This is a genomic window from Jeotgalicoccus saudimassiliensis, assembly GCF_000756715.1.
Classification (GTDB): domain Bacteria; phylum Bacillota; class Bacilli; order Staphylococcales; family Salinicoccaceae; genus Jeotgalicoccus; species Jeotgalicoccus saudimassiliensis.
Genome location: NZ_CCSE01000001.1, coordinates 1,459,181 through 1,481,501, shown reverse-complemented (window position 1 = coordinate 1,481,501; position 22,321 = coordinate 1,459,181). Strand labels below are relative to the sequence as shown.

General features: G+C 42.4%; 23 protein-coding genes. 15 read left to right on the top strand and 8 right to left on the bottom strand.

Annotated features, from left to right (window positions below):
* The first annotated feature begins 20 nt into the window (after positions 1-20).
* The 5 genes from ribD to RZ44_RS07340 are packed head-to-tail and all read left to right on the top strand — an operon-like array spanning position 21 to position 3,799.
* On the top strand, positions 21-1,064 hold the full coding sequence (gene ribD / locus RZ44_RS07360) for a bifunctional diaminohydroxyphosphoribosylaminopyrimidine deaminase/5-amino-6-(5-phosphoribosylamino)uracil reductase RibD (protein ID WP_074431620.1): 1,044 nt from the start codon (positions 21-23) through the stop codon (positions 1,062-1,064).
* On the top strand, positions 1,049-1,663 hold the full coding sequence (locus tag RZ44_RS07355; protein WP_035809981.1) for a riboflavin synthase: 615 nt from the start codon (positions 1,049-1,051) through the stop codon (positions 1,661-1,663). Before ribD ends, RZ44_RS07355 begins: the two co-directional genes overlap by 16 nt.
* A complete protein-coding gene (locus RZ44_RS07350) occupies positions 1,656-2,825 on the top strand; it encodes a bifunctional 3,4-dihydroxy-2-butanone-4-phosphate synthase/GTP cyclohydrolase II (protein WP_035809980.1) in 1,170 nt (389 codons plus the stop codon). Before RZ44_RS07355 ends, RZ44_RS07350 begins: the two co-directional genes overlap by 8 nt.
* Positions 2,826-2,837: 12 nt before the next feature.
* Positions 2,838-3,305: a 6,7-dimethyl-8-ribityllumazine synthase gene (gene ribH, locus RZ44_RS07345; RefSeq protein WP_035809979.1), complete on the top strand. Its 468-nt coding sequence runs from the start codon at positions 2,838-2,840 to the stop codon at positions 3,303-3,305.
* Positions 3,306-3,322: 17 nt separating this feature from the next.
* Positions 3,323-3,799, top strand: coding sequence for a nucleoside deaminase (locus RZ44_RS07340; protein WP_035809978.1), 477 nt, complete (start codon positions 3,323-3,325; stop codon positions 3,797-3,799).
* Positions 3,800-4,102: 303 nt separating this feature from the next.
* Here the strand turns inward: RZ44_RS07340 and RZ44_RS07335 are convergent, their stop codons facing one another.
* From RZ44_RS07335 to RZ44_RS07315, 5 genes are read right to left on the bottom strand one after another with little or no spacing between them, the layout of a single operon-like run.
* Positions 4,103-4,954 carry an ABC transporter ATP-binding protein gene (locus tag RZ44_RS07335; protein WP_035809977.1) on the bottom strand — a complete coding sequence of 284 codons (852 nt, stop codon included), beginning with the start codon at positions 4,952-4,954 and terminating at the stop codon, positions 4,103-4,105.
* Complete coding sequence (locus tag RZ44_RS07330; protein ID WP_035809976.1) at positions 4,951-5,952, bottom strand: FecCD family ABC transporter permease; 1,002 nt, start codon at positions 5,950-5,952, stop codon at positions 4,951-4,953. The genes RZ44_RS07335 and RZ44_RS07330 overlap by 4 nt, the downstream gene beginning before the upstream one ends.
* Positions 5,953-5,963: 11 nt before the next feature.
* On the bottom strand, positions 5,964-7,094 hold the full coding sequence (locus tag RZ44_RS07325) for an ABC transporter substrate-binding protein (protein ID WP_035809975.1): 1,131 nt from the start codon (positions 7,092-7,094) through the stop codon (positions 5,964-5,966).
* A complete protein-coding gene (locus tag RZ44_RS07320) occupies positions 7,078-7,695 on the bottom strand; it encodes a hypothetical protein (protein ID WP_035809972.1) in 618 nt (205 codons plus the stop codon). Before RZ44_RS07320 ends, RZ44_RS07325 begins: the two co-directional genes overlap by 17 nt.
* Positions 7,692-8,318 (bottom strand): hypothetical protein, encoded by a 627-nt coding sequence (locus RZ44_RS07315; protein WP_035809969.1) that lies wholly within the window; start codon positions 8,316-8,318, stop codon positions 7,692-7,694. The genes RZ44_RS07320 and RZ44_RS07315 overlap by 4 nt, the downstream gene beginning before the upstream one ends.
* Positions 8,319-8,453: 135 nt before the next feature.
* Here RZ44_RS07315 and RZ44_RS07310 point away from each other — a divergent pair, with 135 nt between their 5' ends.
* Both RZ44_RS07310 and RZ44_RS07305 read left to right on the top strand, forming a co-directional pair.
* Positions 8,454-9,083: a hypothetical protein gene (locus tag RZ44_RS07310; RefSeq protein ID WP_035809966.1), complete on the top strand. Its 630-nt coding sequence runs from the start codon at positions 8,454-8,456 to the stop codon at positions 9,081-9,083.
* Positions 9,080-9,685 carry a type 1 glutamine amidotransferase family protein gene (locus tag RZ44_RS07305; protein ID WP_035809965.1) on the top strand — a complete coding sequence of 202 codons (606 nt, stop codon included), beginning with the start codon at positions 9,080-9,082 and terminating at the stop codon, positions 9,683-9,685. The genes RZ44_RS07310 and RZ44_RS07305 overlap by 4 nt, the downstream gene beginning before the upstream one ends.
* A gap of 38 nt (positions 9,686-9,723) precedes the next feature.
* On the opposite strand, the gene RZ44_RS07300 is transcribed toward RZ44_RS07305, so the two are convergent.
* Both RZ44_RS07300 and RZ44_RS07295 read right to left on the bottom strand, forming a co-directional pair.
* Positions 9,724-12,741 carry an efflux RND transporter permease subunit gene (locus tag RZ44_RS07300; protein ID WP_035809963.1) on the bottom strand — a complete coding sequence of 1,006 codons (3,018 nt, stop codon included), beginning with the start codon at positions 12,739-12,741 and terminating at the stop codon, positions 9,724-9,726.
* A gap of 159 nt (positions 12,742-12,900) precedes the next feature.
* Positions 12,901-13,242, bottom strand: a complete 342-nt coding sequence (locus RZ44_RS07295; protein WP_035809961.1) for a DUF6176 family protein — start codon at positions 13,240-13,242, stop codon at positions 12,901-12,903.
* 154 nt (positions 13,243-13,396) lie between these two features.
* Between RZ44_RS07295 and RZ44_RS07290 the strand changes: the two genes are divergently transcribed.
* The 8 genes from RZ44_RS07290 (at position 13,397) to arsC (ending at position 21,008) form a co-directional block, all read left to right on the top strand.
* A complete protein-coding gene (locus tag RZ44_RS07290; RefSeq protein ID WP_035809959.1) occupies positions 13,397-14,848 on the top strand; it encodes a SulP family inorganic anion transporter in 1,452 nt (483 codons plus the stop codon).
* A gap of 17 nt (positions 14,849-14,865) precedes the next feature.
* The gene (locus RZ44_RS07285; protein ID WP_035809956.1) at positions 14,866-15,270 is read left to right on the top strand and encodes a universal stress protein; all 405 of its coding nucleotides are present in this window, start codon (positions 14,866-14,868) and stop codon (positions 15,268-15,270) included.
* Positions 15,271-15,406: 136 nt separating this feature from the next.
* Positions 15,407-16,927, top strand: coding sequence for an acetaldehyde dehydrogenase ExaC (gene exaC / locus RZ44_RS07280; protein WP_035809954.1), 1,521 nt, complete (start codon positions 15,407-15,409; stop codon positions 16,925-16,927).
* Positions 16,928-17,263, top strand: a complete 336-nt coding sequence (locus RZ44_RS07275; RefSeq protein ID WP_035809949.1) for a DUF779 domain-containing protein — start codon at positions 16,928-16,930, stop codon at positions 17,261-17,263.
* 275 nt (positions 17,264-17,538) lie between these two features.
* The gene (locus RZ44_RS07270; RefSeq protein WP_035809947.1) at positions 17,539-18,879 is read left to right on the top strand and encodes an MATE family efflux transporter; all 1,341 of its coding nucleotides are present in this window, start codon (positions 17,539-17,541) and stop codon (positions 18,877-18,879) included.
* 110 nt (positions 18,880-18,989) lie between these two features.
* Positions 18,990-19,304: an ArsR/SmtB family transcription factor gene (locus RZ44_RS07265; protein WP_035809945.1), complete on the top strand. Its 315-nt coding sequence runs from the start codon at positions 18,990-18,992 to the stop codon at positions 19,302-19,304.
* A complete protein-coding gene (arsB, locus tag RZ44_RS07260; protein ID WP_035809944.1) occupies positions 19,304-20,593 on the top strand; it encodes an arsenite efflux transporter membrane subunit ArsB in 1,290 nt (429 codons plus the stop codon). Before RZ44_RS07265 ends, arsB begins: the two co-directional genes overlap by 1 nt.
* 13 nt (positions 20,594-20,606) lie before the next feature.
* The gene (gene arsC, locus RZ44_RS07255) at positions 20,607-21,008 is read left to right on the top strand and encodes an arsenate reductase (thioredoxin) (RefSeq protein ID WP_035809943.1); all 402 of its coding nucleotides are present in this window, start codon (positions 20,607-20,609) and stop codon (positions 21,006-21,008) included.
* A gap of 40 nt (positions 21,009-21,048) precedes the next feature.
* On the opposite strand, the gene RZ44_RS07250 is transcribed toward arsC, so the two are convergent.
* Entirely contained in the window at positions 21,049-22,320 is a 1,272-nt protein-coding gene (locus RZ44_RS07250) for a M20 family metallo-hydrolase (protein WP_035809940.1), read from the bottom strand.
* Position 22,321: the final 1 nt, after the last annotated feature.

The following is a 22,321-nucleotide window of genomic DNA, read 5'->3' as shown; positions in this document are numbered from 1 at the left end:
TTTATTCAGGAGGTAAAAACTTGAACACATATATGAATATGGCTGTAAATATGGCCAATATGGCAGCCGGTCAGACGGCAGTCAATCCGCCGGTCGGTGCCGTCATTGTTAAAGACGGCCGGGTCATCGGTTACGGGGCGCATTTAAAATCAGGAGATCTTCATGCAGAACGTGCAGCATTGAACAGCTGCAGGGAATCACCAGCAGGTGCAGATATATATGTCACACTTGAACCCTGTTCACATCACGGCAAAACACCGCCATGCACCGAGGCGATTATTGAAGCGGGTATAAAACGTGTGTACTACGCTTACCGGGATACGAATGATAAAGTTGACGGACTGAAAGTGCTTAACAATCATGGTATTGAAACCATTCATCTCGGTAATACTGATGTGGATGAACTGTACCGTCCGTTTAATATTCAACTGGCAAATAAGCGTCCGTTTATTACATTAAAGAGCGCGATGAGTCTCGACGGTAAAATTGCGCACAGGAATGGTGACAGCCACTGGGTCAGCAACGATGAATCCCGGCGTGACGTGCACAATTTAAGGCATCATCACGACGGCCTGCTGATTGGTTCGCACACGCTGTTAAATGATAATCCGCACCTGACAACCCGTTTGTCCGAAAACGATAAACACCCGGTGCCGGTTATTCTGCTCGGTTCGCAAACACTGCGTGAGGATATGAATATATTCAAGCACCCGCATAAGCCTATTATATATACCAGTAACGAGGAGAATGTGCAGTTCAAGGACCGCGCAAAAATATTCTTTGGAAATTATAATTTAACTGAAATACTTCATATATTATATGAAGAAAATATTGCATCACTTTTAGTGGAAGGCGGTTCGTCTATCCACACTCAATTTTTAAACGAAAAATTATTCGATGACCTCATCATTTACATTGCCCCGAAAATATTTGGTTATTCTGAATATCAGCTCCATCAAGGTGACCCTTCCGGTCAGCTGGATTTGATATTACATCATGTTGAAAAGCTCGAGTCGGACATCAAACTTACTTACAGGAGGACTCCAGCATGTTTACAGGATTAATCGAACAAACTTCACCGGTACTCTCTATTAATAAAACATCTGCATTAACTGAAATGGAAATAAAAAACACTCTTTTTGACGATTTAAATATAGGCGACTCTGTCGCAGTTAACGGTGCGTGCTTAACAATAACAAAACTTCAGGAAGAATCATTTTCTGTTGAGATTGTAAATGAAACGAGCAGTATAACGTCGTTATCTGACGTTAAAAAAGGCGATATACTTAATCTGGAACGAGCGATGAGACTGGACCAGCGCTTAGGCGGACACATAGTGTCAGGCCATGTCGATGGTACGGGACTTATTGAAAACATTTATAATGACGGCGATGCGTTGGTACTATCGGTAAAATGCAGCCGGGAATTGATGAAATATATGATCTTAAAAGGTTCTGTCACAATAGACGGCATCAGTTTAACGTTATTTGATATCAAAACTGAAGAGGATATTTTTATCTTAAATATCATTCCAAAAACACAGTATAAGACGAATATCTCCGGGAAAACTGCTGGGGACATTGTGAATATTGAAGCGGATATGATGATTAAGCATATCGATCATCTGCTTAATTTTGAGAAAGCAGGTGGCAGACATGTTTGATTCAATTGACAGTGCCTTAAAAGATTTAAAAGAGGGAAAACTGATTATCGTTGTCGACGATGAAGACAGAGAAAACGAAGGAGATCTTGTCGGTATAACGGAGTTTATCGACGCAGAAGCTATTAACTTTATGGCCACTCATGCAAGAGGATTAATCTGTACGCCGGTGTCGAAAAGTATTGCTGCACAGGCGGGACTCGTGCCGATGACTGAGCATAACAGTGATGAATATCAGACAGCATTTACAATTTCTATTGATCACGTCAGTTCAACGACCGGTATCAGTGCATTCGAACGCTTCGACACGATAAAGGCGCTCTTAGCCAGCAATGTTTCACCAAAAACCTTTAACCGTCCGGGTCATGTCTTCCCGCTTGTTGCTAAAGAAGGCGGCGTGATAGAACGACAGGGACATACAGAAGCAGCAGTGGATTTAGCGAAGCTGACTGGTGCAAAACCGGCAGGTGTGATTTGTGAAATTATGAATGACGACGGCACGATGGCGCGCGTCGATGATTTACAGGTATACAAAAAGCAGCACAATCTAAAAATGATTACAATTGAAGCTTTAAAACACTATATGTTAAAAAAGCGAGCAGTTACGCTGGCGAGTACTATTAATCTGCCGACGAAGTTCGGCGAATTTAAAATGTATGACTTTGTCGATGGTAAAGGGAAAGAACATTTGGCGCTTGTGCATGGTGAGGTTACACCGCATATGAATGTCCGCATTCATTCGGAGTGTCTGACGGGCGATGTGTTTAAAAGTTCGCGCTGCGACTGCGGTGAACAGCTCAATAAGGCAATGGAGATTATGAGTGAAGAGGATGGCATCATTTTATATATGCGCCAGGAAGGCCGCGGTATCGGTCTAACGAATAAATTAAAAGCGTATGAACTGATAGAACAGGGTTACGACACAGTAACGGCGAACGAACATCTGGGCTTTGATGCAGATCTTAGAACCTACGAAGAAGCTGCGGCAATGCTTAAGCATTTAAATGTAAATGAAGTGACACTGCTGAGTAATAACCCGAAGAAGATTCAAGGGCTGGAAAATGAAAATATTAAAGTACATTCAAGAGAACATATTGTGCCGGCAAATATTTACAATGCAGATTATTTAAATACAAAAAAAGAAAAAATGGGTCATCTATTATAGGAGGAATTAATTATGAATGAATTAGAGAAAACAATGAACGGTCAAAATTTAAAAATAGCGATTGTGACGGCGGAATTTAATGAATTTATTACGAGTCGTTTATTAGACGGTGCACATAAAACTTTGCTGAAACACGGCGTTAAAGATGACAATATCGATTTAGTCTATGTACCGGGAGCATTTGAGCTGCCGTTAACAGCAAAAACATTGGCTGAAACGGGTAAATACGACAGCGTTATAACACTCGGCTGCGTAATACGCGGCAGTACGACGCATTACGATTATGTTTGCAATGAGGCAGCAAAAGGTATAAGCCATGCAGGACTGTCAACAGGCGTACCCGTTATATTCGGCGTTATAACAACAGAGAATATCGAACAGGCCATCGACCGTGCCGGCGCGAAAGTTGGTAACAAGGGGTCGGAAGCGGCTGCGACAGCAATTGAAATGGCAAGTATCATAGAAAGTATTAAAAAATAATATCAGGGGGTCATTTAATGATAACCGGGGACGATAAAAAATACTTAAAACGCAGTGTGGAACTGGCACAGAAGGCTCTCGAAACAGGAAACTCACCTTTCGGTTCACTGCTTGTGTCAAAAGAGGGAGAAATACTATTTGAAGACCATAACCGTGATGCAGACGGAGATCAGACAAAACATCCGGAATATGCCATTGCGAAATGGGCTGCCGAGAATTTATCGGCTGCAGAACGTAAAAATTCAGTAGTTTACACTTCAGGAGAACATTGTTCAATGTGCTCATCTGCACATGCCCTGGCGGGACTTGGCCGCATCGTTTACGCAAGCTCCTCAGCACAGCTTAAAGCATGGCAGAAAGAGCTTGGTATTACAGAACGCAGTGCCTTAAAAGGATTGAGTATTGAGGAAGTCATTAATGATACAGAAATAGATGGACCTGATGAAGAACTGTCTGAGCAAGTGAAACAGCTGCAGCTGGAATATTATAAATAAAAAATGCTGGAAATCTTAAGTGATTTCCAGCATTTTTAAATTTTTTGAGGCTGTCGGGTGTGTGTGTGGGTGCCGGATACACATGAGCTTCTGTCATGCCAGTCCTGTGAGTGCCGGATACACATGAGCTTCTGTCATGCCAGTCCCGTGAGTGTCGGATTCACATGAGCCTCTGTCATACCAGTCCTGGAAGTCCCGGATTCACATGAGCCTCTGTCATACCAGTCCTGTAAGCACCGGATACACATGAGTCCCGATCATGCCAGTCCGGCTATAAATTTAACCCTATCCTGAAAAAGATATTTAAACTTCAGCAAAGTCATTAAACTTACAGTTTGAAAGTTCGCGGTTTAAACCAAGCGCTTTAGGAACCATAGTTTCAAGCAGCAGATCGTCTTCTTCGAAGATAATTTTCTTAAGTTCTATACCGAAAAAGTGTTTCATCCGCGATTCTGTCATCACTTCATTAACTGGTCCAAAGACGAGTCCTTTGTCTTTACCTGTTAAGAGTACTTTATCCGCCAGGTAAAAGGCGTGGTTTGGATAATGTGTATTAATGATGCATGATATTTCTTTTTCTGTAGCAAGTCTTCGTATCGTCTCAAGAATAACGATTTGTTTTTGAATATCGAGATGTGATTCCGGTTCATCCAGTATAAGCAGTTCCGGCTCTGACACAAGTGTGCGTGCAATCAGTGCCAGCTGCAGCTCCCCGCCGCTGACTTCGTCGCATGTCGAGTGTGCAAGGTGTTTAATACCGACTGCTTCCAGAGCTTCCAAAGAGGCTTCAGTATCTGTCTGATTAGGCTGCTGCAGCGTACTGATATATGGTGCCCGCCCCATTATAACCATTTCCAGTATCGTGTAGCCGAACGTCATTTTTTGAGCCTGAGGGACATAACCGATACGTTTCCACAGGTCTTTCTTTTTGATGGTGTTTCTCGGTTCATCATCGATACGTGTCTCACCCTCAGTCCAGTCGAGCAGTCCGGTAATGCATTTAAGCATCGTCGTCTTGCCGGCTCCGTTCGGTCCTAATATCGATAAAATCTCTCCTGGTTCGAGTGTAAATGAAACATTTTCGGCATACAGATCCGGACCTGATTTTTTCTTCATCTTATAATGAAAATTCGCGTCCCGTACTTCTAATTTCATGACCAGCGTCCTCCCATTCTTCTGAGCAGATAAGCAAAAAACGGTGCTCCGATTATTGCAGTTAAAATGGACAGTGGAATTTCCGTTGCAGTCATACTGCGTGCAAGGTCATCGATAATCAGCAGGTAAACACTGCCGATTGCGAGTGACGCCGGCAGAACGTACTGATTATTACTGCCGACAAGCATACGTGCAATATGTGGAATAATTAAGCCAACCCAGCCGACTATGCCGGCAACTGCAACGGTTGCAGCGGTAATCAGTGTGGCTCCGGTAATTACAGACCATTTTAAAGCTGTGACCGGAATCCCCATTGATTTTGCTTCATCCTCTGACAGAGTCAGCAGATTTAAGCGCCATCTTAGTAAATATAATATGAGCATGCCGACTATAATAATCGGCCCTGCGATAAATAAATCCCGGTATGTCGCGGTGCCTAGGCTGCCCATTAGCCAGTAAGTAATAGCAGGCAGCTTTTCTTCGGGGTCCGCGACGAACTTTGTCAGAGAAATCAGCGCATTAAATAATGCCGATGTAATGACCCCGGCGAGCACAAACATGAAAATCGGTGCAGTTTTTTGATATCCGGCGACAAAAAAAGTAATGAGTATTGCCAGAAATCCGAATATCAGTGCAAGTATCTGCGCTGCAAAGCTGTGGCCGAATAACAGTATGCCGAGTGAAGCACCGAATCCTGCACCAGCCGAGACCCCGAGGATATCAGGAGATACGAGCGGATTGCCAAACATGCCCTGGAAACTTGCTCCGGCCATCGACAGACCGCCGCCGATTAAAAGTGCCAGTAAAATACGGGGCAGACGGATATTCATGACGACAGTTTCCTGCATGGCAGTCCACGTAGGTTCTATCGGTAAAATTTGTCCTGTTAAGATTTTAATAATTGTAATCGGATCGATAAACATTCTCCCGACCCCGAGTGATACAATCGCTACTGCAATCGGCAGCAGCCACATTAATATAACAACTGATTTTTTCATTTTATACCATCCTAATATTTAGCAGCATCAGATGACGGATGAAGAATACTGTCCACATCTTCATCTGTCAGTTCATATTCGTAAAAATCGCTGTAATAGTTTTTGATTTCTTCATTTATATCGTAATCGAATACTTCAGGGTGGTTAATCTGTGCCATCCATTTAAGCATCAAAGGTGCATCTCCGTTTGGCGGGAACCAGCGGTATATACCTAGCGGCACTTTATGCACGTTGCCATCTTTTACAGCCTGAACTTCACTCCAGTCCTGACCGGATACGCTGTTGTTTAACAAATCATCCGGCTGGGTTTCAGTAAAGTTAGTAATGTAAATAATATCCGGATTCCAAGCGTAAATTTGTTCCATATTCACTTCTTTCTGTCCCTCTACACCATCATCCCCAACGATATCCGTACCTCCGGTTGCTTTAATCCACTTCTCACTGAAGAAGTTGGCTCCGCCGACGATAATGGATTTATCCGAATGCCGATGCAGGAACATTACACGCGGTTTTTCAGTATCTTCAACCCCAGTTAACCCTTCATCAATCATCGTCTGAACTTTTTCTCCCTCTTCTATAAAGCGGTCGGCACGTTCTGTCACTTCGCCGCCTTTAATATCAGATGTGATTTTCAGCCAGCTGTTAAAGGTTGCAAGCGGATCAGCATCAGCGACCTGAATGGTCTGCAGACCTACGGTAGAAATTCCCGCTTCCGCAACTTTTTCCAAAGTTTTTTCATCTGAAGAATTTTCAAAGTAAATCTGTGGATCGACCTTCATCAGCTCTTCTATATTTACTTCTCCATTTTTAACGAAATCAGTTGAAGCATCTAATATTTCCGGGGAAATATTAGCGAGCATGGAGTTTTCTGCTGCGTTATATGCGTTGGGATGAAGACCGACTACTTCTTCAGTTGAATTAGTACCGACATACCAGGTGCTGAAGTAAGGCAGTATTCCGCCGACAACGATACGTTCTACATCATTTGGAATTGTCACATCGCGGCCGAGCTGGTCCTGGATGACTTTCTCTTCTGCCGAAGTTTCTCCTTCGTCTGTGGCAACGGAAGAAGCGTCGCTGCATGCTGCAAGTGTGAGTGCTGATAAGGCGCCAAGTGCCATTAATTTATAAAGTTTTTTCATTGTTTTTATCCTCTCTCAGCCATGTTGCCAGGCCGTGTAAAAATGGTTTTGATTTATTTATAAAACCGAGACCGATATGGAACATCGGATCGAGTGACGTCACGATAAGTTCACCGTTAAAGCTGACGTCGTCTATGTAAAATATCGAGCGTCCCTCCGGTGTATCGAGCAGTGATTTCGCATCTTTTGGCGGAGCGAATGTACCGTGATAGTGCCATTTCATATCAGGTACGCTTAAGTGTTTATAAAGCGGATGGTCAGCGTGCTGCTGATTTAACGGCAGGTCGCCATTTTCCCGTACCCACCAGCTGAAATTCACTTCTGAATCTTCCCAGTCGACAGACGGCATGAAGTTATCAAGTACTTCTCCGAAGATAATTATTCTTGTACCGTCATTCAATGCGCTGAGAAATTTAGATTGAAATCTCTTTAAAAGTGTCACGTCCAGACGGCATGATAAGAGCACTGTATCGTAAGCAGTCAAATTGTACTGATCAAGCGTTCGTATATGAATCACGTCGTCATATAAGTAATGAAATTCCTCTTCTTTCAGAAACCTGTTCTGATAAGGTGTGCCGTTAACGATTAAAGCAATATTCATGATTTCACTCTCCCTTTAATGAGTGCAGCTTCCTTACGGATAGCTTTAAGCATCTGTAATCCTGCCTGATTAGCCGAGTTATCCTCATCGGCATAAATACGATAAAGATCAGTTCCCGCACCGGCGTAAATCGTCCCGTTCGTAGATGCTCTGTCCACGTACATGATGACATCGTTATTCTGATCGGTAATCAATACCTCAGCGGCTTTTGGAACGGTTTCAAAATATCCGCGTGAAAAGAAACCGCGCACGCCTTTACGGTATTCCAGATGTTTCGGCTGAATATTTTCTAAAAAACCGTGATCTGTTTTTTTAATATGTACTTCTCTGTCTTTCAGCGACAGCGGCGAACGTTTCCAGTCGGGCACCTGCTGCAGCCAGTCCATGCCTTTTTCAGCGAGTGAGAAAATAACACCGCCATTATTTAAGTAAGCCTGCAGCTGGTCGTCGTGTTCAGCCATAAAATACTCATCGATATGAGTCGAGATGATGAGACCGTCGTATGTATTTAAATCTGTATAAGGCAAATCGTACTGGCTGAGGAAGGTCAACCCTCTTTTATGATCCGTGTCGTTAAGCCGGGCAAACTGTATATCAATACCAAGATACAAAATATTATTCATGATGTTTACATCTCCAAAACATTTAAAATTTTAATGAAAAGATAAAATTGCACAATCACTAGTATATTGACAATGATAATCATTTTCAACTAGAATAGTAAAATAAATATGACGAAATTAATAAGGAGCAGGAAAATGAGCTTGAAAATAGCGTTTTTAGATTCTGGAAATGCATTTGGAAATAATACTGAAGTCTTACCAAATGAGAATATTATGATTCAACAGGTGCCGCAATATGAAATAGGAAGTTACGAGTTCTCTGATTTTGATGTTATTATGGTGCCTAATTTTGCAGATCAGGAAAATCTTTACATGCATAAAAATGTAATTGAAAAGTTTTTATCACAAGGTAAAATCATCGCATTTTTTGGACATTTATTCAGACCGTGGCTGCCGGGAGCTCCGCTTTTCATGCCGGAGAAAATTAAACATTTCAGCGATTATAATTTATATCCGCAAGAGAACTCGTCGATTTTTAAAGGTGTGTTGACAGAAGATATGACGTTCAATAAAGGTGTAGCAGGATTTTTTGCGAGAGGTCATTATCATGCGGATGAGAAAAGTGAAGTTCATTTAATATTTGAGAGCGGACATATATGCTCATATGCAGACAGACACTCGACAAGAGGTACGATATTTGTACATGCCGGCCGCCCCCTGCACGGTTACTATAAAGATGGCAAAACGACAGATAGATTAAGACCGCAGTTTATCCAGTGGCTGCATAATGAGGCTAAAGCGTTAAAAGGAGAGTCAGCAGAATGAAGAAAATAGGCGTTATTTACTCAGGAAACGATGCACACTACAGAACATTTCATGAGCCCAAATTTAATCAGTATATCGACAGAATAATTTATCACCCTGAATTTTTAACTACGGATTTAAGCGGGCTCGATGTGCTTTATGTTCCTTCACAGCTCAACAAGGAGCTTCTTCTGGCAAGTGCTGAAAAAATTACAGATTTTGCAAATAATGGCGGTACAGTTGCCGTATTCGGACCGCAGCCGTGGGAGTGGATGCCTGAACAGCATTGGGAATCACGTCCGACAAATTTCTGGTGGTGGCTTAAAAAAGATGCTGACAGCGGCTTAAAACTCGAGTCGCCGGAACATCCGATGTTTAACGGCTATCTAACACTGGAGAGCTGTACATGGCATCAGCACGGTGTATTCTGGCCGTCCGCGAACGCTGAAAAATTAATTACAACAGCAGATGGCGGTGCTGTGATGTTTGAAGAGAAATTACCGTCAGGCGGCAGATGGATTGTGACGACACTGGATCCGGACTATCATTTTGGCTCATATTTCATGCCTGCAACGGAAAGATTTTTAGAAGGCTTCTTTCCTTATCTTGCAAGCGGCAAATAAAAAAAGGACTTCCCGCGGGAAGTCCTTTTTATCTTATCTTATTTCTTCTTGCCGTATTTAAATTTGTAGTAGAAGTAGTACAGTGCAGGTGTTGCAAGCATCGACAGCAATGTCGAGAATGCAAGTCCGGCAATGACTGTGACTGCGAGCGGTTCAAACAGCACGTCACCGCTGAATGCGACAGGTATCAATGCAAGTATACTTGTTACAGTCGTTAAAATAATCGGTTTGAATCTTGCACGTCCGCTTTCGTAAATCGCTTCGTAAATATCGTCCACACTGCCATCTTTTCTGCGAATTTCTATAAAGTCTATTAACACAATCGCGTTTCTGACGACGATACCGGTCAGTGAGACCATCCCCATTATACCGAGGAAGCTGATTGGTGTCTGAGTTACAAACAGGCCGATAATGCCCCCGCTTATTGCTAAGAAGATGCTGAATACTATAATCAGCGGCAAGACGAGTGAGTTAAATTCAAATGCGATAACAAGGTATACAAGAATCAGTATTACTGAGAATAAAATACTAATTTCGATAAAGAAGTCAGTCTGGTCGGATGATTCTCCGCCGACGATAACTTCTGTACTGCCGTCGAGGCTGTTACTGTAATCGCTGATTAACGATTCAATATTTGCTCCATCATCGGAATACACTTGAAGTTCAGCAGTTCTTTCACCGTTCTTGTGCTGAATTGCAGGTGTATCTTCAGTTTCCGATACTGTAACGAAGTCGCTTAGCGGATACGTTTCCGGACGGCCGTCTTCGATATTTACAATATCGACGTTATCGAGATTAAACTCATCTGCATATTTCAGAGACAGCTCTTTACTGCTGCCGTCTTCAATGATTTCCTGCATCGGAATGCCTTCTGAAATCATGTTCAGTTCATTTTTAACCTGTGATATCGAAATGCCGTTCTCTTCCAGTGCATCGTAATCAATACTGTACTGTAATGTGTCTACAGGATTGCCGATGCTTGAAGTAACGATTGCACCTTCATTTTCAAGCTGTTCAGTGAGTTCTGCAACTTCGGAACTTAAAGTATCTAAGTCTTCTTCGAAGAATTCTACTGTAATTGGAGCGCTGGCAGGCGGCCCCTGGATAATCGTGTTCATGAATATTTTAGCATCCGGGAATGCTTCGCGCAGCGGTGCTTCATATTCATCGATTGTTGCTGAAGCGCTCATTTTTTCTTTGTCTATCTGCAGTGCAATCTGTGCTGTATTTTCACCAGACTGGTCTAAAGAAGCACCAAATAAGTTCGGCAGACCTTCACCTGTAAAGATAGATGAACCTTCGACATGGTCCATAACTTCCAATAGATGAGCGAGGACTTCCTCTGTATCTTCATGTGTCTTCTGGATAGTCTGTCCTTCATTAAAAATCAGATCAATTGTTACTTCTGAACGATCGGCTTCAGGGAAAAACTCAAATGGTGTGAAGCGGACAAGACCGACTGACAGTAAAGTGACAATGAGTATTGCCAGGAACGACAGCACTGGACGTTTTAATACTTTAGGCAATACTTTATCGGCGTAAACTTTACTGCCCCATGTAAATGCTTTTCCTAATAACCCTGGATTCTTAGGTACTTTTTTGTAAGGAATTACATTGCGCATCGCCGGAATAAATGTCAGGGCAAGCACTGTTGAAACAATCATTGTAGATATTAAAATACTCGGCAGTGCTTTTATAAAGTCACCATTCGCACCGGATAATAGCAGAAGCGGCGAGAATGTAAAGACGATAGCAGCTGTTGATGCAATAACTGATGGTGCAACCTCTTTCACACCGTTATAAATCGCATCACCTTTACTGTCTCCGAGGGTGAATCTGCGTTCAATATTATCGTTAACGACAATCGAGTCATCGACGAGTATACCGAGCGCGATAATTAAACCGATAACGGAAATCTGGTTCAGGTCAACACCCATCCACGGTACCGGAATAAGTCCGATAAAGATTGAAATAAGTACAGTCAGCATTACTGTAATCGAACCAAATAATGACAGTCCGATTGACGTACCGATAATAACAGCAATTACTGCAATCAGCAGTGATGTGTATAAGCCGATAAATATATCTTCAACGTTTTCTCTTTCCGATGAAATATTATCTACTGTTACGTTGTCAGGCATATTGTCAAAGCTGTCATTAATAACAGACTCGACATTTTCAGATACTGACGGTACATCTTCTTCACTTGATAAGAATACTGTGAATGATATTGCATCCTCACCGTTATACTGAACAATATCTTCAGGTGTGCTCTCAACTGACTCAATGCTTGCGACATCTAAGAGCGGCACTCTGTCTTCACCGATACGCACTTCTTCAAGTGTTCGAAGAGCTGTTTCATCTTCAAATGATAAACGAATAATTTCGTCATCCTGAACATCCTGGCCAAGTATGACAGGACTGAGCGATAAATCAATTTCATTCATAATTTCATTTGGATTCAGCTGTTCTTCTGCCAAAGCATCCCAGTCCAGCTGAATTTCGTATGCCGACTCGCGGTAACCTTTGATTGTTACGCTGTCGACACCGTTCATTTGTATAATTTCCTGTTTTAAGCTTTCAACGTCTCCTCTGACTGCTTCCAGATTTTCGAAGGAATCACTATGTATCTGATAGCTTAAGAGCGGAAAGGCATTTGTGATGGATTCAACTTCCGGCTGGGCAGCATTTTCCGGCAGATCACCGCTGATGCTCTGCACCAGGTTGTTAACATCATTAAGCACATTATCCGGAGTGCTGCCGTCACTGAGAGAAAGCGTAAGTACTGAAACATTATCTTCCGATACGGACGATACATCTTCAATATCTGAGATACTGAACATTTCCGTTTCAATAATGTTTGTAACGTTCTCTTCAATGTCATCTTTATCTGCCCCCGGCCAGGCAGTGATAACGTTAATTAAATTCACTTCTGTTTCCGGAATTTCACGCTGATCGATAGTTAAAAAAGTATACACGCCGACAACCGACACTGTAAAAATTAAAACTATGAACAGCAGGCTTCGTTTTAATAACAAGTCTGCCAATTTTCTCATATCGCATCCTCAATTCTATATTTAAAAATATATTATTCTGCTATTATACAGCAAAAATTAAGGGGGTATCTATTATCCGGTTTTAAAATGACAGCTTTTAGCAGAATTAGATAAATCGACATAAAAATACCTGCCGTTTTTTATAGGCAGGTCGTTCATCTATCTTATTAACTGTCTCAGGTGCTCCGGAAGCATTACTACCTCTGCCTGCATATCAGCAGGACGGAACGTTTTATCTATACATTCATCCATGTATTCAAGGTGTTTTTCATCCAGATGTGTGTCGTCAATTTTTTCTCCGTTTTCATCGCTCTGAATGCTGTACCAGTATAAATATTCAACATCCATAAAGACTTCGCGGAAAATTGTTTCAACATACATTTTTTCGCCTTCAAGGTTTAAAAGCACATCATCCATATTATCGCGCATATACCCGATCCACTCGTCGACAACTTCACTTTTTCCTTCTTTTACTTTGAACTTTGTCAGTTCGGCTTTCATATTATCCCTCCTGTATTTACCATTTAAATAACAGTCTTAATATACATTTTATATGAAAGTTAACACGTATGCTATTTTATCCAATTATTTTATCAATATTTAAATATTTCATCTGATATACTTAGAATAAGCAATTAATTTTAGGAGAGAAAAAATGATAGAAAAACTTAAAAGAGAATGGCTGACTGCACCGGGAACTAATATTATGGCAGGAGTCGTCGTAGCACTTGCACTGATTCCGGAAGCTATTGCGTTTTCTATTATTGCCGGTGTTGACCCTATGGTCGGTCTGTACGCATCATTTCTTATCGCAGTAATTATTTCTATAGTCGGCGGCAGACCGGCAATGATTTCGGCTGCGACAGGTGCGGTTGCATTACTTGTTGTTCCGCTCGTCAGGGAGTACGGTGTGGAATATTTATTCGCAGCGACGATACTTATGGGTATTATCCAGATTATTCTCGGAATTTTTAAAGTAGGAAAGCTGTTAAAATTCATTCCGAACTCGGTAATGATCGGCTTTGTTAACGCGCTCGCAATAATGATATTTATGGCTCAGCTGCAGCATATTTTCGGAATTTCATTTGATACTTATATTTATGTAGCAGTCACGCTCATTATACTTTACGCGCTGCCGAAGTTTTTTACAAAACTGCCGGCACCGCTTATCGCAATTGTTGTGTTAACAGCATGTTATATCTTTCTCGGTGCGGAAGTACGTACGGTTGGCGATCTTGGGGCAATCGAGAAGTCATTGCCTTCGTTTATCATACCGGACGTGCCATTTACGCTTGAAACACTGAAGATTATCTTCCCTTATTCATTATCAATGGCAATTGTCGGTCTGGTGGAGAGCCTGCTGACAGCAAGAATTGTCGATAATGCAACGGATTCATACAGCAGTAAGAACAAAGAATCACGCGGTCAGGGTATCGCAAACTTCGTTACAGGATTTTTCGGAGGTATGGGCGGCTGTGCAATGATCGGCCAGTCCGTAATTAACGTCAGAGCAGGTGCGACAACAAGACTGTCGACGTTTACAGCAGGATTTGTTTTAATGCTGATGATTATCGTTTTTGGTGATCTGGTAGTACAGATACCAATGCCGATACTGGCAGGTATTATGATTGTCGTGACAATCAGCACTTTCGACTGGAAAACATTCAGGTATATGCAAAAAGCACCGCGGACAGATGTTTTCGTTATGCTGATAACTGTTGCAATTATTCTCGCTACAAATAACCTTGCAGTCGGTGTTATTGCAGGTGTGTTTTTCAGCGCAATATTTTTTGCTACTAAGATTTCAAAAGTTAAAGTAACATCGGAATTAACGAAGAATCATTATGTCTTCCATTTTGAAGGACAGGTCTTCTTCGCTTCGATCGACACGATGATTGAACAGCTTGAATTTAAATCATACGATAAAGATATTATGCTCGATTTCTCGAAAGCGCATCTGTGGGATGACTCTGCAGTAGATGCAATCGATACGATGGTAAGAAAATTTGAAGATAAGGGCAACACAGTTTACGTTAATCAGCTGAATGCAGACAGCAGAAAAATCGTTAAGGAACTCAGTCAGCTGAATGAACAGCATTTAACGTAAAATAAGGAGGAGTTTCGATGTATAAATCAGTACTGCTTGCAGCAGACGGCTCGGACAACAGCTTCAGAGCAGCAGAAGAAACACTGAATTTTATCGGTAAAGATACAACTGTGACAATACTGAATGTAATTCAAATAGAAAAATCGAAAGACGCGGTACTTCACGGCGAAAATACGGTTCAGCAGCAAAAAGAAAAATTGTCGGGAATTATTGATTTATACGAATCGAATAACGTTCAATATAACGTTGTTTTTGAGCGCGGACTTCCTGATGAAACGGTTGTTAAAGTCTCTAACAGCGGGGATTATAATATTATAGTGCTTGGCAATAGAGGTCTGAATTCTCTGCAGGGAATGATGATGGGCAGTGTCAGTTATAAAGTGGCGAAAAGAGCCGGGATACCGGTAATGATAGTTAAATAAATGTAAGACGGGTGCCTGAAAGTGCCTGTCTTTTTTATTGCAGAATTAAATTATCTGCAAATTGAAAGCCTTTACATTTTGATTCCGCATTAGGTAGAATGGAAGTATCAACAAACATAAACAAGGGGGAAATAAAATGGTATTTGAATTTCCGAACAAAGAAGGCGCAAAGTACAGGATTAAATCACAGTACGAAAACTACATCGGCGGCAAATGGACACCGCCTGCAGACGGCGAGTATTTTGAGAATGAATCACCGGTAACCGGGGAGGTTGTTTCAAAAGTTCCCCGTTCAAAACAGGAAGATGTGGATAAAGCAGTTGCGGCAGCACGTGAAGCACAGAAGTCATGGGGACTGACATCTGTTACAGAGCGAAGCAATATCCTGTTAAAAATTGCAGACCGCGTAGAAGAGCATCTTGAGGAGCTCGCAGTGCTTGAGACATTCGAGAACGGTAAAGCTGTACGTGAAACATTGAATGCCGATTTACCGCTTGTAGTCGACCACTTCAGATATTTTGCAGGTGTTATCCGCGGACAGGAAGGCGGAATTTCTCAAATCGATAACGATACTGTAGCGTATCACTATCATGAACCGCTTGGGGTTGTCGGACAGATTATTCCATGGAACTTCCCGCTGCTTATGGCGACGTGGAAAATTGCCCCTGCACTTGCAGCAGGTAACTCTATCGTCTTAAAACCTGCAGAACAGACACCGACAACAATTCTGCATCTTGCGGAATTAATTGGCGATCTGCTGCCTGAAGGTGTATTCAACATTGTTAACGGATTCGGTTCAGAAGCCGGACAGTCACTTGCGACGCATACCGATATTAACAAGATTGCCTTTACGGGTGAAACGACTACAGGACGCATCATTATGCAGAATGCGAGTCAGAATCTAATTCCTGTAACACTTGAGCTCGGCGGTAAATCACCAAACATTTTCGCGAAAGACGTTATGGATGAAGATGATGAATACTTAGATAAAGCAATTGAAGGACTTGTAATGTTTGCGCTGAATCAGGGGGAAGTATGTACATGTCCGTCACGTGCACTTGTGCATGAAGATATCTTTGATGAGTTTATGGAACGTGTAATTAAACGTGTTGAACAGATTAAAGTCGGCAACCCGTTAGATCCGGATACGATGATGGGTGCACAGACTTCAAATGAGCAGCAGGAAAAAATTGCGTCGTACCTTGATATTGGTAAAAAAGAAGGCGCTGAACTGCTGACAGGCGGAAACATAAAATCAGTAGATGGCGATATTAAAAATGGATATTACGTCGAACCGACAATCTTTAAAGGAAACAACAAGATGCGTATTTTCCAGGAAGAAATTTTTGGACCGGTATTAGCAGTAGCAACGTACAAAGATGACGATGAAGCAATTGAAATTGCCAACGATACATTATACGGACTTGGTGCAGGTGTATGGACGCGCAGCCAGAACAGAGCATACCGCTTAGGACGTGCGATTCAGGCAGGACGTGTATGGGTTAATACATACCATGACTACCCTGCTCACGCAGCATTCGGCGGTTACAAGATGAGTGGTATTGGCCGGGAAAACCATAAGATGATGCTTGCACATTATCAGCAGACTAAAAACCTGCTGGTAAGCTACAGTGAGTCACCTAAAGGATTTTTCTAATTGGCAGTACTTGAACAAGTCTATGCGACTGATCAGGCCAGATCACTTATTAATGAATTAAAAAAAGAACATGGGAATTTAATATTTCATCAATCAGGGGGATGCTGTGACGGCTCCAGTCCAATGTGTCTGAAAGAAGGCATGATGATTATCGGAGACGTAGATGTACAGCTTGGTGAAATTGAAGGTGTACCATTTTATATGAATCATAAGCAGTATGAATACTGGAAGCATACGCAAATCACGCTTGATGTTGTAAAAGGCATCGGCGGCATGTTCAGCGTCGAGGGGCCGAGAGGCGTCAGATTCCATATTCGCAGCGAACCGATAGAATAATGAAGAAACCGGACACATAGATGTCCGGTTTTTCTTGTTTATATAAACGTAAATATATTACCGAACAACCCTGAAATAAGAAATCCGGCAATTAAGCCCATCAGAAATATCACTATCCATTTAGTCCGTTTCACAGATATTTCCTCCTCTTTCTTGTTACCTTTTTATATACCCTGTCCTGTACGGTTATAAACGAATACTTAGCTTTTTCTGCGGCTTCATCTTATAATATTAAGATTGTGTTTTATAGTAATTAAATATCAGCAGGTGAAAAAATGAAAAGCACGAAAAATGATTTTACTTCCGGTCCGATATTAAAGCCGCTGATTATCTTTTCAGCGCCGATTATGCTGGCGAATCTGCTGCAGACTTCATTTCAGATTGTCGACAGTCTGTGGGTGGGCAATATTCTCGGTGCAGAAGCGCTGGGTGCAGTTGCGATTGCAACGACGATTCTCGTCACGATACTGTCGTTCATACTTGGATTGAATAATGCGGCGCTGACTATTTTATCGCAGCAGCACGGGCGGAAAGACGAGGAAGGTCTGAAGCGTTATTTAAATGCCTTTATCGTTATTATGACGTCGATGTCAGCGGTTTTTGCCGTGATCGGCTACATATTCGCAGAAAGTCTGCTTGGAATTATCGGCACACCGGATGCGATTCTGGATATGGCGGCATCATACCTCCAAATAAGCCTTCTCGGGATGTTCTTCCTGTTTGGCTATAACTTCATCAATACTGTGTTCAGAGCGCTTGGGGATAGTAAGACGCCGCTTAGAATCGTCTTTATAGCAGTTATACTTAATGCGATTCTTGCACCGGTGTTTATGATAGTGCTGAATCTCGGAATTCAAGGTGCGGCGATGGCTACGGTTGGTTCTCAGGCAATTGCGTTTCTGTACAGTGTGTATCTCGCGGTTAAACGTAAACTCGTACCGTTCAAAATGCCGACTATACCGGCGCGTTATGAAGTCGGTCTGATATTAAAGCTCGGTATCCCAGCAGGTCTGCAGATGGGTGTTATCCACGCAGGTATCGCAGCGATTCTGAGTGTAGTAACTCAGTTTGGTGCAGACAGTGTGGCGGGATTCAGTGCTGCACAGCGTCTCGACAGTTTAATTATGCTGCCAGCCATGGCACTTGGTACGGCAGTTAACGCCATGGCTGGACAGAATATCGGTATTCAGCAATGGCCGCGTGTGAAACAGATTGCGCGCTATGCAGCGTTATACAACTTCGGTTTGATGATGAGTGTCGCTGCAGTCGTGATAATTTTCGCAGAAGCGGGCATCAGAATGTTTATACAGGATGAAGCGGCTGTAGAGTTCGGAACGAATTACTTAAGAATAGTTGCATTATGCTATCCGTTTTTAGGCTTAAATTTCGTTTTGAACGGTATCGTGAGAGCATCGGGAGCGATGTATCAGGTGCTCATCCTGAATATTATCTCCTTCTGGATACTGCGCTATCCGTTATCCGGCCTGTTTGCTTCGTACTTCGGTGAAATTGGTGTCGGTATGGGAATGGGCATCAGCTTTATTATCAGCAGTGTGTTTGCGTCGCTGTACTATAAGTTCGGTAAATGGAGAGAAAAAGAACTGTTTAAAAAGTAAGAGAAACATAAAACCGTCCGGTACTCTCCGGCCGGTTTTATTTATATAAAAATATATAGACAACTATCTATATAGATGATAATCTATGTAAAGATTACGGAGGTATACATATGAATTATGAAGAAACAGCATCAATGCTTAAAATAATAGCGGACCCGGGCCGCTTGGAAATACTGGATTTACTATCGTGTGAAGAATTATGCGGATGCGATCTGCTGGAACATTTTGAGTTCTCTCAGCCGACGCTCAGCCATCATATGAAAGTGCTTGTGGAGAACAGATTTGTTACGAAGAGAAAAGACGGCAACAAAATGATGTACAAACTCAATCACGGTATGATGGACGGTATTTCCGGCCATCTGCAGCTTACCAATGCAGCACATGCGGACTGTGCATGCAAAACGATGAAAAAAGGTGTCTGCTGATGACGATTTTAGCGATTAGTATTTTTATCATAACTTTAATTTTTGTAATCTGGCAGCCGAAAGGACTGGATATTGGTATTACTGCAATGGCCGGTGCCCTTCTCGCTGTAATTACAGGTGTGGTCTCGTTCGGAGACATTCTCGAAGTGACAGGGATAGTCTGGAATGCGACTCTTACTTTTGTTGCGGTAATTTTAATTTCATTAATTCTCGATGAGATAGGATTCTTTGAATGGTCGGCAAGACACATGGTGAAAGCTTCAAACGGAAGCGGACTGAAGATGTTTATCTACATCGCACTGCTCGGCTCTGTCGTAGCAGCATTCTTTGCCAATGACGGTGCAGCATTAATTCTGACGCCCATTGTACTGGCCATGGTCCGCAACTTAAATATGAAAGAGAAAGTAATCTTTCCATTCGTTATTGCCAGCGGATTTATAGCGGATACGACTTCCCTGCCGCTAATTGTCAGCAACCTGGTGAACATCGTGTCGGCGGATTACTTTAATATTGGATTTATAGAATACTTTCTGCATATGATAATACCTAATATCTTTTCACTGATTTCGAGTATTCTCGTATTGTGGCTGTTTTTCAGAAAATCTATTCCTGAAACGTTTGATGACAGCAGCTTAAAAGAACCGTACGAAGCTGTGAAAGATGAAAAAATGTTCAAATTCTCGTGGGTAATACTTATCCTGCTTCTGATTGGTTATCTTGCGAGTGAATTTATAGCTGTGCCAGTGTCGTTTATCGCGGGAGCTATTGCACTTGTCTTTCTCGTTACATCGCGTAAATCGGAAGCAGTCAGTGTTTCACATGTAATTAAAGGTGCACCGTGGAATATTGTTGTTTTCTCTATCGGAATGTATGTCGTTGTATTCGGGCTGCGTAACGCAGGGCTGACAGATATACTGGCAGACGTCATCGTTAACATTACGGAGTACGGTTTACTCGCAACAGTAATGGGCATGGGTGCAATTGCAGCTATTCTGTCATCGATTATGAATAACATGCCGACAGTAATGATTAACGCGATAGCAATCAGCGAAACAGGTGCTCAGGATGTTATTAAAGAAGGATTAATATATGCGAATGTTATTGGTTCGGATCTCGGACCGAAAATAACCCCTATCGGCTCATTGGCAACGCTGCTGTGGCTGCATGTGCTCGCTAAAAAAGATATGAAGATATCGTGGGGCACGTATTTTAAAATCGGTATACTGATTACTCCGCCGGTGCTTATTATGACACTGCTCGGATTATACTTTACGCTGTTAATATTTTAAGTGAGGGATAGCTATGACTAAAAAAACAATATACTTTGTATGTACAGGAAATGCCTGCCGCAGCCAAATAGCTGAGGGCCTCGGCAAAGAGATACTTGGGTCTGAATGGAACGTCTACTCCGGCGGTATAGAGGCGCACGGTGTGAATCCAAATGCGATTAAAGCGATGGCTGAAATCGACATCGATATCAGCGGAAATACATCTGATTTAATTCAGCAGGATATCATCAATGAAGCTGATTTAGTAGTTACGCTGTGCAGCGACGCGGATCAGAATTGTCCGATATTGCCCGCTCATGTGGCAAAAGAACATTGGGGCTTTGATGATCCGGCTGGTAAAGAATGGACCGAGTTCCAAAGAATCAGAGATGAAATCAAAACAAGAATACAGCAGTTTAAAAATACAGGAAACTAAAAAAGCAGTGCCGCATAATTTATGCGCACTGCTCTTTATATTATTTAGACATTTGTTTCTCAATGAATTTCTTCAGTACGTGAACTGTAAGAACGCAGTCATCGAGCGAAGTCCATTCAGCGGGATTATGACTGATGCCAGCTTTACTGCGCGCAAAAATCATTGCGACAGGCAGCTCGAGTCCGATATTCATTGAATCATGACCTGCCCCGCTCGGCAGCTCCATCGCTTCAATATTTAAATCTGTTAATATATCGCGGAGTTCATCTTTGTAAGTTTCTTCAACAGGAACGGGTTTAACACGCGACGTACGGCTTACTGTAACGTCGATATCTCGTTCTTTTGCAATGTCGTATGCCCGCTCTGATATGAGCTCAAGCAGCATGTCTCGCGATTTCTCATGGATGTCGCGTATATCGACAATCATTTTCACCGATTCAGGAATAACGTTGGCACCATTCGGATAGACAGCGAGTTTACCTACCGTTGCAACGGCGGTACTGCTGACGATTTTCGGTATGCTTTCAAGTTCGCTGACAAAACGTCCGGCAGCAACAAGAGCATCCTGACGATCATTCATCGGTGTATTGCCGGCATGTCCCGCAAGTCCTTTAAACTCAACTTCAAGCCATGCCTGTCCTGCAATACCTTTAACGATACCGACAGGAAGATTGTTTTTCTCAAGCAGCTTGCCCTGCTCAATATGAGCTTCGGCAAAGAACGTCCAGTCGCGCTGCTGAATCTTTTTAAAATCCGGAAGAGAAGAACCATACTGTTCGAGAACTTCTTCAAGATTTAAGCCGTCACTGTCTCTGAGCGACTCAATTAATTCATCGTCAACCAAACCCATATAGGCACGGCTGCCGAATACACCACTTGAGAAACGGGCACCCTCTTCATCTGAAAATATAGCGACTTCATATGATTTATCAGGAATATAGCCAGTTTCTTTCCATGCTTCTGCAACTTCAAGTGCAGCAAGCACACCAAGGACGCCGTCAAAATTCCCGCCCGCAGGCACAGTATCAACGTGAGAACCTGAAGCGACAGACTGTGAATCATCTCTGCCTGCTAGCCTGCCAAAAACATTACCGGCAGCATCAGTTTCAACAGTCAGCCCGGCAGCTTCCATCCACTCAGAAACTAATGCCTTAGCATCTTTCTCTTCTTTCGAAAACCCCGGACGGCTGACACCGCCGGTTTGCAGCACGCCTATTTTTGAAATCGCATCAAGGCGCTCAGCAAGACGTTTGCCGTCAATGCCGTCGTAATTTAACGCAGTATTATAATCTTTCACTAATTCATTTATCATG

Coding starts and splice junctions, on each gene's coding strand:
- RZ44_RS07330 (WP_035809976.1), bottom strand. CDS start 5,952: ATGAAAAAATCAGTTGTTATATTAATGTGGCTGCTGCCGATTGCAGTA.
- RZ44_RS07355 (WP_035809981.1), top strand. CDS start 1,049: ATGTTTACAGGATTAATCGAACAAACTTCACCGGTACTCTCTATTAAT.
- RZ44_RS07310 (WP_035809966.1), top strand. CDS start 8,454: ATGAGCTTGAAAATAGCGTTTTTAGATTCTGGAAATGCATTTGGAAAT.
- ribH (WP_035809979.1), top strand. CDS start 2,838: ATGAATGAATTAGAGAAAACAATGAACGGTCAAAATTTAAAAATAGCG.
- RZ44_RS07315 (WP_035809969.1), bottom strand. CDS start 8,318: ATGAATAATATTTTGTATCTTGGTATTGATATACAGTTTGCCCGGCTT.
- RZ44_RS07350 (WP_035809980.1), top strand. CDS start 1,656: ATGTTTGATTCAATTGACAGTGCCTTAAAAGATTTAAAAGAGGGAAAA.
- RZ44_RS07290 (WP_035809959.1), top strand. CDS start 13,397: ATGATAGAAAAACTTAAAAGAGAATGGCTGACTGCACCGGGAACTAAT.
- RZ44_RS07295 (WP_035809961.1), bottom strand. CDS start 13,242: ATGAAAGCCGAACTGACAAAGTTCAAAGTAAAAGAAGGAAAAAGTGAA.
- RZ44_RS07265 (WP_035809945.1), top strand. CDS start 18,990: ATGAATTATGAAGAAACAGCATCAATGCTTAAAATAATAGCGGACCCG.
- RZ44_RS07325 (WP_035809975.1), bottom strand. CDS start 7,094: ATGAAAAAACTTTATAAATTAATGGCACTTGGCGCCTTATCAGCACTC.
- exaC (WP_035809954.1), top strand. CDS start 15,407: ATGGTATTTGAATTTCCGAACAAAGAAGGCGCAAAGTACAGGATTAAA.
- RZ44_RS07335 (WP_035809977.1), bottom strand. CDS start 4,954: ATGAAATTAGAAGTACGGGACGCGAATTTTCATTATAAGATGAAGAAA.
- RZ44_RS07320 (WP_035809972.1), bottom strand. CDS start 7,695: ATGAATATTGCTTTAATCGTTAACGGCACACCTTATCAGAACAGGTTT.
- arsC (WP_035809943.1), top strand. CDS start 20,607: ATGACTAAAAAAACAATATACTTTGTATGTACAGGAAATGCCTGCCGC.
- RZ44_RS07270 (WP_035809947.1), top strand. CDS start 17,539: ATGAAAAGCACGAAAAATGATTTTACTTCCGGTCCGATATTAAAGCCG.
- RZ44_RS07285 (WP_035809956.1), top strand. CDS start 14,866: ATGTATAAATCAGTACTGCTTGCAGCAGACGGCTCGGACAACAGCTTC.
- arsB (WP_035809944.1), top strand. CDS start 19,304: ATGACGATTTTAGCGATTAGTATTTTTATCATAACTTTAATTTTTGTA.
- RZ44_RS07250 (WP_035809940.1), bottom strand. CDS start 22,320: ATGATAAATGAATTAGTGAAAGATTATAATACTGCGTTAAATTACGAC.
- RZ44_RS07305 (WP_035809965.1), top strand. CDS start 9,080: ATGAAGAAAATAGGCGTTATTTACTCAGGAAACGATGCACACTACAGA.
- RZ44_RS07340 (WP_035809978.1), top strand. CDS start 3,323: ATGATAACCGGGGACGATAAAAAATACTTAAAACGCAGTGTGGAACTG.
- RZ44_RS07300 (WP_035809963.1), bottom strand. CDS start 12,741: ATGAGAAAATTGGCAGACTTGTTATTAAAACGAAGCCTGCTGTTCATA.